This window comes from Streptomyces sp. NPDC033270 (genome assembly GCF_055576575.1).
Map to the genome: position 1 here is coordinate 202,811 of NZ_JBVIRA010000003.1, position 14,087 is coordinate 216,897.

Sequence of the window (14,087 nt, forward strand, 5' to 3'; positions counted from 1 at the left end):
AGCTGCCGTGTCAGTGGCTCATGTTTCCATGGACACATGATCGAAGCACTTCGTACCGAAGTTTCGGGAGAGACCACGAACATCACCGATGCCGCCGCGATGCCCTTCTCGCCGGACCTGACCGGGTTGAACCTGGCCGCCGTCGAGGCCGCCGTCCGCCGCGCCGCGGCCGACGAGATCATGCCGCGCTTCCGCCGGCTCGCCGCCGAGGACATCGTCGAGAAGAACGGGCCGCACGACCTCGTCACGATCGCCGACCGGCTTGCCGAGGAGCACCTCACCATCGCCCTCACGACCCTGCTGCCCGGCTCCCGGGTGGTCGGGGAGGAGGCGGTGCACGCCGACCCGGCCGTGCTCGAGGCGCTGCGCGGCGACGACCCCGTCTGGATAGTCGACCCCGTCGACGGCACCCGCCAGTTCGTGCACGGCGACCCCGGCTTCGCCACGCTCGTCGCGCTCGCCCACCGCGGCGAGGTGCTGGCCTCTTGGACCTACGCCCCCGCGCTCGGTCTGATGGCCATCGCCCGCCGCGGCGCCGGCGCCCGGCTCAACGGCGTACCGCTGCGTGCCGGCAGCCCGTCCCCGGACGCGGTCCTCGATGTCGCCACCTCCCACTTCGACTTCACCGACGACGACCAGAAGCGGGTGCTGGCCGCGCTGGAGACCGGGGGCATCGCCCCGCGGCCGTGCGGTTCGGCGGGCCTGGAGTATCTGCACATAGCCCGCGGCGAGCTCGACGCCACGGCCTTCAGCTGGGAGAACGCCTGGGACCACGCGGCCGGGCTGCTGCTGGTCCATGAGGCGGGCGGCGCCAGCGGCACGGTCGCCGGGCAGCCGTTCCGCATCGAGGGCGGCAATGCGCTGCCCTTCACGGCGGCACGTGACGCCGAAACCGCGCGGCGTATCCTCGGACTGCTGGCGGCCGCCAACTGATCCTCACCGACGAGGGTCGGACACGAGGGGAGTGGCGCAGGTGCCGAGGATGCTCGATGCCGTGGTGATCGGGGCGGGACCCAACGGCCTGACGGCGGCCGTCGAACTGGCCCGCCGTGGCATGTCCGTTGAGGTCTTCGAGGCCCGCGACACCATCGGCGGCGGCGCCCGTACCGAGGAGCTGACCCTCCCCGGTTTCCGCCACGACCCCTGCTCCGCCGTGCATCCGACCGGCGTGGGCTCACCCGCCTTCGCCAGGATGCCGCTGGAGCGCCACGGTCTCGAATGGCTGCACCCGGACCTCCCGATGGCGCATCCGTTCCCGGACGGTACCGCCGCCGTGCTCGCCCACTCCGTCGGCGAGACCGCGATGTCCTTCGGCCCGCGCGACGCCGGCACCTACCGCAGGCTCGTCGCGCCGTTCATCGGCAAGTGGGAGGCCATGGCCCATGACTTCCTGCGCACCCAGTGGCTCGGCCTGCCCTCCGACCCGCTGACCTACGCCCGCTTCGGCCTGCTCGCGGCGCAGCCGGTCACCCTCCTCAACCGCCGCTTCCAGGACGAGAAGGCCCGCGGGCTGATGGCCGGCCTCGCGGCGCACGCCATCGCCCCGCTCGGCGGCGTCGGCACCTCCGGCATCGCCCTGATGTTCGCGCTCGCCGCGCACGCCAAGGGCTGGCCGGTGGCGCGCGGCGGCTCGCAGGCCATCTCCGACGCGCTCGCCGGGCTGCTGCGCGCCCACGGCGGAGCGGTGCACACCGACTTCGAGGTCAAGCGCCTGGACGACCTGCCGCCGGCCCGTGCGTATGTCTTCGACACCTCCCCGACCGCGCTGGCCCGCATCGCCGGCCTGGGCAACGCCTACCGCGACGTCACCTACGGACCCAGCGTCTTCAAAATCGACTACGCGCTCTCCGGCCCGGTGCCGTGGACGGCCAAGGCCGCCCACCGCGCCGGCACCGTCCACATCGGCCCCACCAGCGGCGAGATCTCCGCCGCGCTGGACGCCGCCAGCCGCGGCCAGGACCCGTCCGTACCCTTCCTGATCACCGCTCAGCCCAGCCTGATCGACCCCACCCGCGCCCCCGAGGGCAAGCATGTCTTCTGGGCGTACGGGCATGTCCCCAACGGCTGGGAGGGTGACGCGACCGAGGTCGTCGAGCGGCAGATCGAGCGCTTCGCCCCCGGCTTCCGCGACCTCGTGCTGGCCCGCGCGGTGGCCGGACCGCCGCAACTCGCCGCCCGCAACGCCAACTACGTCGGCGGCGACACCGCCACCGGCTCCGCGGCCGGCCTGCGGCTGCTGATCCGCCCGAAGCTCACCCGGGTGCCCTACGAAACCGCCCACCCCGCCGTCTTCCTCTGCTCCCAGGCCACCCCGCCCGGCCCGGGAGTCCATGGGATGTCGGGCCATTACGCGGCCAAGACCGTGTGGCGCCGGTTGCGCGCGGCTCGTCGTTAGGGTGCGGCAGCGCGTGGGGCGCAGGTTGCGCGCGGCCCGCCGTCAGGGCCTGTCCGAGGGGTCAGGGCCGGGTCCACGGACAGAGGCGGCCGAAGGCCTACGCTCGGACCCCATGAGCGCCAAGAGCACCTCCCTCACCCTCATCCAGGGCGACATCACCGAACAGGCCGTCGACGCCGTGGTCAACGCCGCCAACTCCTCGCTCCTCGGCGGCGGGGGAGTGGACGGCGCGATCCACCGGCGCGGCGGCCCGGAGATCCTGGCCGAGTGCCGTGCGCTGCGGGCCGCGCAGTACGGGCGCGGCCTGCCCACCGGCCAGGCCGTCGCGACCACCGCCGGGCGGCTGCCCGCGCGCTGGGTGGTCCACACCGTCGGCCCGGTGCACTCCGACAGCGAGGACCGCACCGACCTGCTCGCCTCCTGCTACACCCAGTCGCTCCAGGTCGCCGCGGGGCTCGGCGCCCGTACCGTCGCCTTCCCCGCCATCTCCACCGGCGTCTACCGCTGGCCGGTCGCCGACGCCGCCCGGACCGCCGTCGCCACCGTCCGCGCCGCGGTCGCCGCGTCCCCGGACGCCTTCGACGAGATCCGCTTCGTCGTCTTCGACGACCGCGCCCGCGAGGCCTACGAGGCGGCCCTGGCCGAGTCCTGACGACCACTCACATGCGGCGACGGACGGAGCGTCGTCAGGCGGTACCGCCCTCCCGCCGCCATGGTCTCCCGCCGCCATGGTCTCCTGCCGCCATGGCCCCCGCCGCCGTGGTCCGCCACCGGCCCGCATCGACGACATGACACCCTGTCGGCATGGTCGACGTGCAGGTGTCAACGCCCTCCGAAGAGACGCTCCGTGAGCCGTATCCGCCGCTGGAGCCCCACGACACCGGCATGCTCGACACCGGTGACGGCAACCTCGTGTACTGGGAGGTCTGCGGCAACCCGGAGGGCAAGCCCGCACTGGTCGTCCACGGCGGGCCGGGGTCGGGGTGCACCACCGGGGCGCGCCGGTACTTCGATCCGGACCGCTACCGGATCGTCCTGTTCGACCAGCGCGGCTGCGGGCGCAGCACCCCGCACGCGAGCGATCCGGCCACGGACCTGCGGCACAACACGACGGACCATCTGCTCGCCGACATGGAGCGGCTGCGCCACCACCTGGGCATCGACCGCTGGCTGCTGTTCGGCGGCTCCTGGGGCTCGACGCTGATCCTGGCGTACGCGCAACGCCACCCCGGGCGGGTGTCGCAGATCGTCATCCCCAGCGTCACCACGACCCGGCGCTCGGAGATCGACTGGCTCTACCGGGGTGTCGGCCGGTTCTTCCCCGAGCAGTGGGAGCGCTTTCTCGCCGGTGCGCCCGGGACGGACCGGGACGGTGACATCGTCGGTGCGTACGCGCGCCTGATGGCGGACCCCGACCCGGCGGTACGGGAGCGGGCCACTGCCGACTGGTGCGCCTGGGAGGACGCGGTGCTCTCCCTGGAGCCGTCCGGCCCGGCCAACCCGTACCGCGACCGGCCGTCGAGGGCGCGGCTGGCCCTGGTGCGGATCTGCTCGCACTACTTCTCGCACGGCGCCTGGCTGGAGGAGGGTGCCCTGCTGCGCGACGCCGGGCGGCTGGCGGGCATCCCCGGCGTGCTCGTCCACGGCCGCCAGGACCTGGGCACGCCCCTGCACACCGCCTGGGAACTGGCCCGCGCCTGGCCCACCGCCCGGCTGATCGTGATCCACGACGCGGGGCACAAGGGGAGCGGGATGATGCGGCACGAGGTGATCGGGGCGCTGGACCGCTTCGCGGCGAACGGAACACCTGAGCCCGGGTGACCTGGGCCAGTCCTGGTCACCCGACGTTGATGTCGGATTCCCGCCAGCCGTGACCCGCCCCCTGGGCAATCCTGGGGGCATGCACACCGACACCGAGCGCTGTCTGCGCGCCGTGCAGTCCAAGGACGCCCGCTTCGACGGCTGGTTCTACACGGCGGTGCTCACGACCCGTATCTACTGCCGCCCCAGCTGCCCCGTGGTGCCGCCCAAACCCGAGAACATGCGCTTCTACCCGAGTGCCGCCGCAGCCCAGCAGGCCGGGTTCCGGGCCTGCAAGCGGTGTCGCCCGGACGCCAGCCCCGGGTCCCCGCAGTGGGACGAGCGGGCCGATCTCGTCGCCCGCGCCATGCGGCTGATCGCCGACGGCATCGTCGACCGCGAGGGCGTCCCCGGCCTCGCGGCCCGGCTCGGCTACAGCACCCGGCAGATCGAGCGGCAGCTGCTGGCCGAGCTGGGCGCCGGGCCGCTCGCCCTGGCCCGCGCCCAGCGCGCACAGACCGCCCGGCTCCTGGTGGAGACCACCGCACTGCCGATGGCGGACGTCGCCTTCGCCGCCGGCTTCGCCAGCATCCGCACCTTCAACGAGACGGTACGGGAGGTCTTCGCGCTCTCCCCGACCGAACTGCGGCAGCGCGCCAGGCCCGGCCCGCGCGCGGCGGTCCCCGGCACGCTCGCGCTGCGACTGCCCTTCCGTCAGCCGCTGAACCCCGACAACCTCTTCGGGCATCTCGCGGCCACCGCCGTCCCCGGCGTCGAGGAGTGGCGGGACGGCGCCTATCGCCGCACCCTGAGCCTCCCCTACGGGCACGGCATCGTCGCGCTCGCACCCCGGCCGGACCACATCGACTGCCGGCTCGCCCTCACCGACCTGCGCGACCTGGCCGGCGCCATCGCCCGCTGCCGCCGGCTGCTCGACCTCGACGCGGACCCGGAAGCCGTCGACGGGCTGCTGCGGGAGGACCCGCAGCTGGCGCCGCTGGTCGCCAAGGCGCCCGGTCGCCGGGTCCCGCGCACCGTCGACGCCGCCGAGTTCGCCCTCCGCGCGGTCCTCGGCCAGCAGATCTCCACGGCGGCCGCCCGTACCCACGCCGGACGGCTGGTGCGCGCCCACGGCGAGCGGGTCGACGACCCGGGTGGTGGCCTCGGCCACCTCTTCCCGTCCGCCGCCGCGCTCGCCGAACTCGACCCGGAGTCACTGGCCATGCCCCGCACCCGCCGCGCCACGCTCACCTCGGTCATCGCCGCCCTCGGCTCCGGAGCGCTGCAACTCGGCGTCGGCAGCGACCGGGACGAGGCCCGCGCCCAGCTCGCCGCGCTGCCCGGCATCGGTCCCTGGACCGTCGAATGCATCGCCATGCGCGGCCTCGGCGACCCGGACGCCTTCACCCCGACCGACCTCGGACTGCGTCGCGCGGCCGCCGGCCTCGGCCTGCCGCACACCCCGGCGGCCCTGGTGCGGCACTCCGCGGTCTGGCGCCCCTGGCGTGCCTACGCCGTCCAGTACCTCTGGGCGACCGACGACCACCCCATCAACCACCTCCCGACGAACTGAGCCGCAGCCATGACCGTGCACACACCCGGACCCCGGGACGACACCGCCCCCCTCACCCACACCGTCCTGACCGGCACCCCGGTGGGAACCCTCACCCTCGTCGCCGCCGGAGCGGCGCTCACCGGCCTCTACATGACCGACCAGCGCCATCGCCCGCCCCAGGAGACCTTCGGCAGCCCGGCGGACCCCGGCGAGCCGCCGTTCGCCGCGGCCATCGCCCAGCTCCAGGCCTACTTCCGCGGCGAATCGACCACGTTCGACCTGCCGCTCGCGCTGCGCGGTACGCCGTTCCAACGCCGCGTCTGGGCGGCGCTGCGCACCATCCCGTACGGCGAGACGCTCTCGTACGGGGAGCTCGCCGAACGGATCGGGGCACCGTCGGCGGCCCGCGCGGTCGGCCTGGCCAACGGGCGCAACCCGATCGGCATCATCGTCCCCTGCCACCGCGTCGTCGGCGCCGACGGCAGTCTCACCGGCTACGGCGGCGGCCTGGACCGCAAGCGCCGGCTGCTCGCCTTCGAACGGTCCGAGGAGGCGGACACGCTGTTCCCGGCGGAGGCGTGCGGCTGACGTGAGCCCCGTGAGCCCTGTGCCACGGGGGCGCCCCCGGTGGGTCAGGCGAAGGCGCTCCTAGACCCGCGGGGTGAGGCCGTCGAGCAGGGCCCGTGCGGTCTGTGCCGCGAACTCCTCCTCGGTCTCGGGCAGCAGTGCGCCGGCCGGCGCCTCGGTGCCGAAGAACAGGTCGAGGAAGGCCCGGTGGAAGCAGGCCCCGATGAGCAGCGTGGCGGCCGCGTGCGGGTCGACGGCGGACGAGACCCGGCCCAGCGCCTGCTCGGCCCGCAGGTAGTCGGCCAGATGCTGGCTGGCGTTCTGCGGCCCGGCGGTGCCCAGCTCGTCCAGCTTGCGGCGGTGCGTCGCCAGCAGCTCCGGACTGGCGAAGAGCGACGCCGCCATCGGGAAGGCACGCCGGTAGAAGCGGACGGCCGCCAGCGCCACCTCCTGAAGGTGCCCGGACGGGCCGCGCTCGTCGCCCACGACGTCCGGCAGCTGCTCCAGCGCCGTGGAGAACCGCGGGGCGCGCTCGTGCAGCACCCGGACGAAGATCTCCTCCTTGTCGCGGAAGTGCTTGTACAGCGCCGCCTCGGAGCACCCGGCCTCCCGGGCGATCTGCTTCGTCGTCGTGCGGGTCAGCCCCACGGTCGCCATCAGCGCGGCGGCGGCGTCGAGGATGCGGGCGCGCGTGCGGGCGCCTCCGGTCAGGGGAGCGTCGGCGTCTTGGGGCATGGCCCCGATCCTACATTGACAGGTGAGTGGGTACTCACTCACACTGACGCAGGTGAGTGAGCACTTACCCACTCACCTGCGCGTGCGCATCCCGCATCCACGCGACACCCACTCATCCCCTGGAGAGGCATGAAGCTCACCGTTCTCGGCGCGTCGGGCGGCGTCGGCCGGCACCTCGTCCGCCACGCGCTGGCCGACGGGCACGAGGTGACCGCCGCGCTGCGCAGCCCGGAGAAGCTCACCGAGCGGCACGACCGCCTGACCGTCGTCCGCGCGGACGCGCTCGACGCCGCCTCCGTCGAGGCCGTGGTCGACGGGGCCGACGCGGTGCTCTCCGGTATGGGCCAGGCCGGCCGGCACGACCCGCTGCGGCCCGCTTCCACCTCCGCCCGCGCGGTGGTCGAGGCGATGAAGGTCACCGGCGTACGGCGCGTGCTCATGGTCAGCGCGGGCCCGCTCAACCGCGCCGGCACCGGCCAGCCGTTCGTCAGCCACCGGGTGTTCGGGCCCCTGCTGTGGGCGGTCCTCAAGGAGCTGTACACCGACCTGGAGCGCATGGAGGCCGTACTGCGCGGCAGCGGCCTCGACTGGACCGCGGTCCGCCCGCCCCGCCTGCTCGACAAGCCGGGCGAGGGCCGCTACCGCCACGCCGTCGAAGCCGGCCCGGCCGGAGCGTCCATCGCCCGCGCCGACGTGGCGCGCGCCATGCTCGATTTCCTCGCCGATCCGCAGACCTACGGCCACGCGGTCGGCGTCAGCCGCTGAGCCACCGCCGCCGCCGGGCTCAGTCCGCTGTTGACGCGGTGGGCGGACTCTGGCCGTCCACCACCGCCCGCACCTCCGCCACCAGCCGCTCCGCCCCCGCCAGCGCGCGGCGCAACTCCTCCTCCGCGGGCCCGAGCCGGGACAGCACGGCGGCGGCGCGGTCACCGAAGCCGGACGGGGTCTGCGGCAGCGCCGCGGCCGCCGCCAGCGCCCCCTTCTCGTTGAGGCACCAGACACCGTGGTGCGCGTGCAGCGCCTGGACGAGGTGGCCGACGGCGCGGGACAGGCACAGCGCCGCGTGCAGCACGTCCCGCGTCGCGTACGACCGGCCCGCCATCGCCGTCGAGAACCCGGCGTCCCAGACCGCGGCATCGGTCAGCGCCGTGCGCAGCGCCGGCGGGTAGTCCTGGGCCGCCTTCTTCAGACGGGCCAGCTCCCCGTCGGTGTCGGCGAGCACCCGGCCCAGCGCCGCCTCACCCGGGTAGGCGGGTGACCAGAAGCCGAGCGGATGACCGGCCTGGACGCCGATCTCGAAGCGGCCCGCGCGGCACTCGTCCCACACCCGCCACACCCGGTCGACGTCCCGCAGGATCCAGTCCATACGGCTCCCGTCGGGCAGTACGAGCCAGGCACCGCCGTTGACCCATGCCCCCCAGGACCCCGGCGCGTACACCTCGACGGGCTCGCCGGTCAGCTCCGCGGCCAGCGTCCCGAGCGCCGCCAGATCCGGCTCCCCCCGGTAGTAGAGCCCCAGGTCCCAGTCGGAGTCCGGTCGATGCGTCCCCCGCGCCCGGCTCCCCCCGAGCATCACCCCGACCACTCCGGGCACCCGCGCGACCTTGGCGGCGATCTTTCCCACGGTGTCTTCCACGCTGTCTTCCACGGGAGCAATCTAGGCGCGCGGGCAGCCGCCGCTCACGTCATTTTTCCCGGCTACCGCCGGCCCACCGTCCCCGTGCACCGCCGGCGACCACCGGTGGCACCCCGTCCTCCAGCTCCGCCGGTCCGAGGCCGTCCGCCAGGGCCCTGAGGGCGGCACCGATGCGCAGCGCCATCGCCCGGTTCACCAGGGTCTGGGCCTCGTCCCAATGGACCAGCCGCCACGACAGCAGCTCCTCCTCCTGCAGCCGGATGGCGGCGAGCCGGTCCGCGTCCAGCACTCCGCCGTCGAAGAGGTACGACACCAACGGCGGCCGCCCCTCCCCGCGCACCCAGTCGACGGCGAGCAGCGGGCCCAGCTCGACGTCCAGGCCGATCTCCTCGGCGGTCTCGCGGCGCGCGGCCTGGCGGGGCGACTCGCCGCGGTCCGACTCGACGGTCCCGCCCGGCAGGATCCAGGTGTCGCGATAGTTGGGCTCCACGAGCAGAATGCGACCCTCCGCGTCACGGAAGATCGCTCCCGCCCCCGTGAGAACACGGGGCAGACCGGCAAGGTACGTGGCGTAATCCATGGTCGTCACGGCGCGAGCCTAGAGCCTGCCCGGCTGATCTTCGAGGGCGCACTTCGGTGCGTTCGGGAGCGCCCGCGACCGATGTGCCCTGTTCGTCGGGCCGCTGGCCGGATAAGGTCACAGCGGCGCGACTGCCAGTTCGAAAGCAAGGGGAAACACGGTGGCGGACGCAGCAAGGACACACACAGCACATGTGCTGATCGCCGCGGACAAGTTCAAGGGTTCGCTCACGGCCGTCGAGGTCGCCGAGCACGTCACGGCCGGTCTGCGGCGCGTGGTCCCCGATCTGGACGTGGCGGCCGTCCCGGTCGCGGACGGCGGCGACGGCACGGTCGCGGCGGCGCTCGCGGCGGGCTTCACCCGCCACGAGGCGCGGGTCACCGGCCCCACCGGCGTGCCGGTGACGGCCACCTTCGCGCTGCGCGACGACGGCACCGCGGTGGTGGAGATGGCGGAGGCGTCCGGCCTCCAGCACCTGCCCGGGGGCGCCTTCGCCCCCCTGACGGCCACCACGTACGGCACCGGGGAGCTGCTGCTGGCAGCCCTGGACGCGGGCGCGACCACCATCGTCTTCGGCGTCGGCGGCAGTGCCACGACCGACGGTGGCGCGGGCATGCTCGCGGCGCTGGGCGCCCGCTTCCTCGACGCGGACGGTGCGCCGGTCGCCCCCGGCGGCGGCCCGCTGCGCGATCTGGCCACGGCCGACCTGTCCGGCCTGGACCCCCGGCTGGCCAAGACCGAGATCGTGCTCGCCAGCGACGTCGACAACCCGCTGACGGGCCCCAAGGGCGCCCCGGCGGTCTACGGGCCGCAGAAGGGCGCCAGTGCGGACGACGTGGCCACGCTCGACGCCGCCCTCGCGCACTACGCCGAGGTGCTGGCGCGCACGGTCGGCCCCAAGGCCGCCGAGCACGCCCTGGCACCCGGCGCGGGCGCGGCCGGCGGCATCGGCTACGGCGCGCTGGTGGGTCTGGACGCGGCGTTCCGGCCGGGCATCGAGGTCATGCTCGATGTGCTGGGCTTCGCCCCGGCCCTGGCGAAGGCCACCTTCGTGATCACCGGCGAGGGCTCGCTGGACGAGCAGACCCTGCACGGCAAGGCGCCGGCCGGTGTCGCCGCCGCGGCCCGGGCGGCCGGCCTGGACGTGGTCGCGGTCTGCGGCCGGCTCCAGCTGCCGCAGGAGGCCCTGAGCCGGGCCGGTATCCAGCGCGCGTACGCCCTGACGGACCTGGAGTCCGACCCGGCCCGCTGTATGGCCGAGGCGGGCCCGCTGCTGGAGCGGGCGGCACAGGACCTGGCCCGCGACTTCCTGGTCTGAGGCCGGCCCCGGCGCATACGCCGCACACGCCGAGAGCCCCGAGCGAACGATTCGCTCGGGGCTCTCGGCGTGTGTACGGGGCGCCGTGCCTGCGCTAGGGCAGCTGCGCGGCGCGCGACTCGGCCCGCGACTCGCGGCGGTTGTCGCGGAAGGTGTTGACCCTGCGGGCCGTCGCGAACAGCGGGATCATCGCGCCCAGGACCACCTGGAGGGAGCAGCCGGTCTGCAGCAGCAGCTGACCGCCGGGGGCGTCCAGCGCCCAGGCCGCGAGCATGCCCATGCTGAGCACGATCCAGCTGAGCATCGCCACCGCGAGCCTGCCGCGCGGCTTGGGGTACTCGACCCGGCTCACCATCAGCCAGGCCACCCCGATGATCGCCAGCAGCGTCGGCAGGAACGGCAGCTCCAGCAGCACGATCGCCACGACGGTCAGCGCACCGAAGGGGCTCGGCATGCCCTGGAAGATCCCGTCGCGCAGGGTGACACAGGAGAACCGCGCAAGCCGCAGCACCACCGCCAGCAGCACCACGACCGCGGCCACCAGGGAGACCCGCTGGTGCGCGTTTTGCAGGGCGACCATGCCCCAGGTCACGACGAAGTACGCGGGTGCCAGCCCGAAGCTGATCAGGTCGGAGAGGTTGTCGAGCTCGGCCCCCATCGCCGAGGCCCGCAGCTTGCGTGCCACCAGTCCGTCGAAGAGGTCGAAGACCGACGCGAGCAGCATCAGGATCACGGCCATGGCCGCGCTGTGCCGGGCCATCCCGCCGTCCTCGGTCCCCGTGAGGTGCGGGATGAGGACTCCGGTGGTGGTGAAGTACACCGCCATGAAGCCGCAGATCGCGTTGCCGAGGGTGAGGGTGTCCGCTATTGACAGCCGCGTGGACAGCGGCATGTCGTCCTCGTCCTCGTCGGTCTCGGGCGCCCAGCCGGCCTGTGTCTCGGGATCAATCACGGTCAAGTCGAGTCACCCCCGCGGTGGTGGCCTGGCCGACCTCGACCGCCACCTCGACGCCCTCCGGGAGGTAGACGTCGACGCGCGAGCCGAAGCGGATCAGACCGATCCGCTCGCCCTGCTCCACCTTGGTGCCCTCGGGCACGTAGGGGACGATACGGCGGGCCACCGCACCGGCGATCTGCACCATCTCGATGTCGCCGAGCTCGGTGTCGAAGTGCCAGACGACCCGCTCGTTGTTCTCGCTCTCCTTGTTGAACGCCGGAACGAACCCGCCGGGGATGTGCTCGACGGAGGTCACCGTGCCGGCCAGCGGCGCGCGGTTGACGTGGACGTTCAGCGGGCTCATGAAGATCGCGACGCGGGTGCGTCCGTCCTTCCACGGCATGATGCTCTGCACCACGCCGTCGGCCGGGGAGATGACGCGACCCTGAGCGATCTCCCGCTCGGGGTCGCGGAAGAACCACAGCATGCCCGCCGCCAGTGCGGTGGTGGGCACGGCAACGGCGGCCCAGCGACCCGACCGGCGGGACCGGGCGAGGCTGACCGCTGCCGTGGCAACGGTCGGCAGGAGCCACGGCGACGCTCCGCGCGCGAGGCGGACGCGACCGCGTTGTGCAGAGGATTGGCTGTGGGGCATGAATGACCTTCGTAGCGGAGGATGCCGCGTATGGATATGGGGGACGGCGGCTTTCCAAGGATGCTATCGGTTGCGAGCGGCAACTGGCCAAGAGCCAGAGCCAATCCGTGGCCGAAGTAGGATGACGGGGTGTGATCTTCGTCTAGGGTAAATCGGCCCAAACCGGGCGTTCACCCCTGGATTCGGTACTCCTCCAGTAGCCGGCGACCAATGATCATTTTCTGGATCTCGGCGGTACCTTCACCGATCAGGAGCATCGGGGCCTCGCGGTAGAGGCGCTCGATCTCGTACTCCTTCGAGAAGCCGTACCCGCCATGGATGCGGAACGCGTCTTCCACTACCTCCTTGCAGTACTCGGAGGCCAGGTACTTCGCCATGCCCGCCTCGAGGTCGTTTCGCTGGCCCGAGTCCTTTTTGCGAGCGGCGTTAACCATCATCGCATGGGCTGCTTCGACCTTTGTCGCCATTTCTGCCAATTTGAACTGAATGGCCTGATGCTGGGCGATCGGCTTGCCGAAGGTGTGTCGCTGCTGCGCGTAGGAAACGCCCAGCTCGAAGGCGCGCTGGGCGACGCCGCAGCCCCGTGCCGCCACATTGACCCGGCCGACCTCGACGCCGTCCATCATGTGATAGAAGCCACGCCCGGTCTGGCCGCCGAGCACCCGATCGGCGGGAATGCGCAGCCCGTCCATGATCAGTTCGGTGGTGTCGACGCCCTTGTAGCCCATTTTGTCGATCTTGCCCGGGATGGTCAGGCCGGGGCGCACCTCGCCGAACCCGGCCTCCTTCTCCACGAGGAAGGTCGTCATCGACTTGTGCGGAGCGGTGCCCTCCGGGTGGCCCTCGTCCGTACGGCACAGCACCGCCACGAGGGTGGACGAACCGCCGTTGGTGAGCCACATCTTCTGGCCGTTGAGGACGTAATCATCGCCGTCCCGCACGCCCTTGGAGGAGATGGCCGACACGTCCGAGCCCAGCGCCGGCTCCGACATCGAGAAGGCGCCGCGGATTTCACCGGCCGCCATCTTCGGCAGGAAGTAGTCCTTCTGCTCCTGCGTGCCGTGCTGCTTGAGCATGTACGCCACGATGAAATGGGTGTTGATGATGCCGGAGACGCTCATCCACCCGCGGGCGATCTCCTCGACGGTCAGCGCGTAGGTGAGCAGGGACTCGCCCAGCCCGCCGTACTCCTCCGGAATCATCAGGCCGAACACGCCGAGTTCCTTCAGTCCCTCGACGATCTGCGTCGGGTACTCGTCGCGGTGTTCGAGCTCGGTGGCGACCGGCAGGATCTCCTTGTCCACGAAGTCGCGGACGGTGGAGAGGATTTCCCGCTGGATGTCGGTCAGGCCCTCGGTCTGCGCAAGACGGCTCATGGTGACTTACTTCTCCTTCTTGGCCGGCGGGGCCTTGAGCTCCGGGCGGCCGGGCTGTTCGCCGCCGCGCTCCTTGATGTAGGTGGCCGTGGGGACCATCACCTTGCGCCGGAAGACGCAGATCAGGGTCCCGTCCTGCTTGTAGCCCTTGGTCTCGACGTACACGATGCCGCGGTCGGACTTGGACTTCGACGGCGTCTTGTCGAGCACCGTGGTCTCGCCGTAGATCGTGTCGCCGTGGAAGGTCGGCGCCACGTGCTTCAGCGATTCGATCTCCAGATTGGCGATGGCCTTTCCGGAGACGTCCGGCACCGACATGCCCAGCAGCAGGGAGTAGATGTAGTTGCCGACGACGACGTTCTTTCCGAAGTCGGTGGTCTGCTCCGCGTAGTTGCTGTCCATGTGCAGCGGGTGATGGTTCATCGTGAGCAGACAGAAGAGGTGGTCGTCGTATTCGGTGACGGTCTTCCCCGGCCAGTGCTTGTACACGTCGCCGATGGTGAACTCTTCATAGGTACGGCCGAACTGCATCG

Annotated in this window: 15 protein-coding genes; 8 read left to right on the forward strand and 7 right to left on the reverse strand. The window is 72.4% G+C overall.

Going from position 1 to position 14,087, the window contains the following annotated elements:
* Positions 1-99: 99 nt before the first annotated feature.
* From ACZ5XZ_RS07075 to ACZ5XZ_RS07100, 6 genes are all read left to right on the forward strand, one after another.
* Positions 100-933 carry an inositol monophosphatase family protein gene (locus ACZ5XZ_RS07075; protein ID WP_468975314.1) on the forward strand — a complete coding sequence of 278 codons (834 nt, stop codon included), beginning with the start codon at positions 100-102 and terminating at the stop codon, positions 931-933.
* A gap of 49 nt (positions 934-982) precedes the next feature.
* Positions 983-2,395 (forward strand): phytoene desaturase family protein, encoded by a 1,413-nt coding sequence (locus ACZ5XZ_RS07080; RefSeq protein WP_468975069.1) that lies wholly within the window; start codon positions 983-985, stop codon positions 2,393-2,395.
* A gap of 112 nt (positions 2,396-2,507) precedes the next feature.
* Positions 2,508-3,047, forward strand: coding sequence for an O-acetyl-ADP-ribose deacetylase (locus ACZ5XZ_RS07085; RefSeq protein ID WP_468975070.1), 540 nt, complete (start codon positions 2,508-2,510; stop codon positions 3,045-3,047).
* Positions 3,048-3,199: 152 nt separating this feature from the next.
* Complete coding sequence (gene pip / locus ACZ5XZ_RS07090; protein WP_468975071.1) at positions 3,200-4,216, forward strand: prolyl aminopeptidase; 1,017 nt, start codon at positions 3,200-3,202, stop codon at positions 4,214-4,216.
* 79 nt (positions 4,217-4,295) lie between these two features.
* Positions 4,296-5,768, forward strand: coding sequence for an AlkA N-terminal domain-containing protein (locus ACZ5XZ_RS07095; RefSeq protein WP_468975072.1), 1,473 nt, complete (start codon positions 4,296-4,298; stop codon positions 5,766-5,768).
* 9 nt (positions 5,769-5,777) lie between these two features.
* On the forward strand, positions 5,778-6,338 hold the full coding sequence (locus tag ACZ5XZ_RS07100) for a methylated-DNA--[protein]-cysteine S-methyltransferase (RefSeq protein ID WP_468975073.1): 561 nt from the start codon (positions 5,778-5,780) through the stop codon (positions 6,336-6,338).
* A gap of 60 nt (positions 6,339-6,398) precedes the next feature.
* Here the strand turns inward: ACZ5XZ_RS07100 and ACZ5XZ_RS07105 are convergent, their stop codons facing one another.
* A complete protein-coding gene (locus ACZ5XZ_RS07105) occupies positions 6,399-7,052 on the reverse strand; it encodes a TetR/AcrR family transcriptional regulator (protein WP_468975074.1) in 654 nt (217 codons plus the stop codon).
* A gap of 129 nt (positions 7,053-7,181) precedes the next feature.
* On the opposite strand from ACZ5XZ_RS07105, the gene ACZ5XZ_RS07110 reads away from it, so the two are divergent.
* The gene (locus ACZ5XZ_RS07110) at positions 7,182-7,817 is read left to right on the forward strand and encodes an NAD(P)-dependent oxidoreductase (RefSeq protein ID WP_468975075.1); all 636 of its coding nucleotides are present in this window, start codon (positions 7,182-7,184) and stop codon (positions 7,815-7,817) included.
* 19 nt (positions 7,818-7,836) lie between these two features.
* On the opposite strand, the gene ACZ5XZ_RS07115 is transcribed toward ACZ5XZ_RS07110, so the two are convergent.
* Together ACZ5XZ_RS07115 and ACZ5XZ_RS07120 are read right to left on the reverse strand one after the other, a co-directional pair.
* A complete protein-coding gene (locus ACZ5XZ_RS07115; RefSeq protein ID WP_468975315.1) occupies positions 7,837-8,625 on the reverse strand; it encodes a nucleotidyltransferase domain-containing protein in 789 nt (262 codons plus the stop codon).
* Positions 8,626-8,737: 112 nt separating this feature from the next.
* Positions 8,738-9,268, reverse strand: coding sequence for an NUDIX domain-containing protein (locus tag ACZ5XZ_RS07120; RefSeq protein ID WP_468975317.1), 531 nt, complete (start codon positions 9,266-9,268; stop codon positions 8,738-8,740).
* Positions 9,269-9,461: 193 nt separating this feature from the next.
* On the opposite strand from ACZ5XZ_RS07120, the gene ACZ5XZ_RS07125 reads away from it, so the two are divergent.
* Positions 9,462-10,586: a glycerate kinase gene (locus ACZ5XZ_RS07125; RefSeq protein WP_468975319.1), complete on the forward strand. Its 1,125-nt coding sequence runs from the start codon at positions 9,462-9,464 to the stop codon at positions 10,584-10,586.
* A gap of 94 nt (positions 10,587-10,680) precedes the next feature.
* Here the strand turns inward: ACZ5XZ_RS07125 and pssA are convergent, their stop codons facing one another.
* The 4 genes from pssA to ACZ5XZ_RS07145 form a co-directional block, all read right to left on the reverse strand.
* Positions 10,681-11,544 (reverse strand): CDP-diacylglycerol--serine O-phosphatidyltransferase, encoded by an 864-nt coding sequence (gene pssA, locus ACZ5XZ_RS07130; protein WP_451445921.1) that lies wholly within the window; start codon positions 11,542-11,544, stop codon positions 10,681-10,683.
* Positions 11,531-12,178: a phosphatidylserine decarboxylase gene (locus tag ACZ5XZ_RS07135; protein WP_030079423.1), complete on the reverse strand. Its 648-nt coding sequence runs from the start codon at positions 12,176-12,178 to the stop codon at positions 11,531-11,533. The genes pssA and ACZ5XZ_RS07135 overlap by 14 nt, the downstream gene beginning before the upstream one ends.
* 170 nt (positions 12,179-12,348) lie before the next feature.
* Entirely contained in the window at positions 12,349-13,554 is a 1,206-nt protein-coding gene (locus ACZ5XZ_RS07140) for an acyl-CoA dehydrogenase family protein (protein WP_384432938.1), read from the reverse strand.
* A gap of 6 nt (positions 13,555-13,560) precedes the next feature.
* Entirely contained in the window at positions 13,561-14,085 is a 525-nt protein-coding gene (locus ACZ5XZ_RS07145; protein ID WP_468975076.1) for a MaoC family dehydratase, read from the reverse strand.
* Between the last annotated feature and the right edge of the window lie 2 nt (positions 14,086-14,087).

What these genes read in the sequence shown, in the direction of transcription:
- ACZ5XZ_RS07085 (WP_468975070.1), top strand. Translation starts at nt 2,508, where the DNA reads ATGAGCGCCAAGAGCACCTCCCTCACCCTCATCCAGGGCGACATCACC.
- ACZ5XZ_RS07115 (WP_468975315.1), bottom strand. Translation starts at nt 8,625, where the DNA reads ATGCTCGGGGGGAGCCGGGCGCGGGGGACGCATCGACCGGACTCCGAC.
- ACZ5XZ_RS07100 (WP_468975073.1), top strand. Translation starts at nt 5,778, where the DNA reads ATGACCGTGCACACACCCGGACCCCGGGACGACACCGCCCCCCTCACC.
- pip (WP_468975071.1), top strand. Translation starts at nt 3,200, where the DNA reads ATGGTCGACGTGCAGGTGTCAACGCCCTCCGAAGAGACGCTCCGTGAG.
- ACZ5XZ_RS07110 (WP_468975075.1), top strand. Translation starts at nt 7,182, where the DNA reads ATGAAGCTCACCGTTCTCGGCGCGTCGGGCGGCGTCGGCCGGCACCTC.
- ACZ5XZ_RS07095 (WP_468975072.1), top strand. Translation starts at nt 4,296, where the DNA reads ATGCACACCGACACCGAGCGCTGTCTGCGCGCCGTGCAGTCCAAGGAC.
- ACZ5XZ_RS07145 (WP_468975076.1), bottom strand. Translation starts at nt 14,085, where the DNA reads ATGCAGTTCGGCCGTACCTATGAAGAGTTCACCATCGGCGACGTGTAC.
- ACZ5XZ_RS07140 (WP_384432938.1), bottom strand. Translation starts at nt 13,554, where the DNA reads ATGAGCCGTCTTGCGCAGACCGAGGGCCTGACCGACATCCAGCGGGAA.
- ACZ5XZ_RS07120 (WP_468975317.1), bottom strand. Translation starts at nt 9,268, where the DNA reads ATGGATTACGCCACGTACCTTGCCGGTCTGCCCCGTGTTCTCACGGGG.
- ACZ5XZ_RS07075 (WP_468975314.1), top strand. Translation starts at nt 100, where the DNA reads ATGCCCTTCTCGCCGGACCTGACCGGGTTGAACCTGGCCGCCGTCGAG.
- ACZ5XZ_RS07135 (WP_030079423.1), bottom strand. Translation starts at nt 12,178, where the DNA reads ATGCCCCACAGCCAATCCTCTGCACAACGCGGTCGCGTCCGCCTCGCG.
- ACZ5XZ_RS07105 (WP_468975074.1), bottom strand. Translation starts at nt 7,052, where the DNA reads ATGCCCCAAGACGCCGACGCTCCCCTGACCGGAGGCGCCCGCACGCGC.
- ACZ5XZ_RS07080 (WP_468975069.1), top strand. Translation starts at nt 983, where the DNA reads ATGCTCGATGCCGTGGTGATCGGGGCGGGACCCAACGGCCTGACGGCG.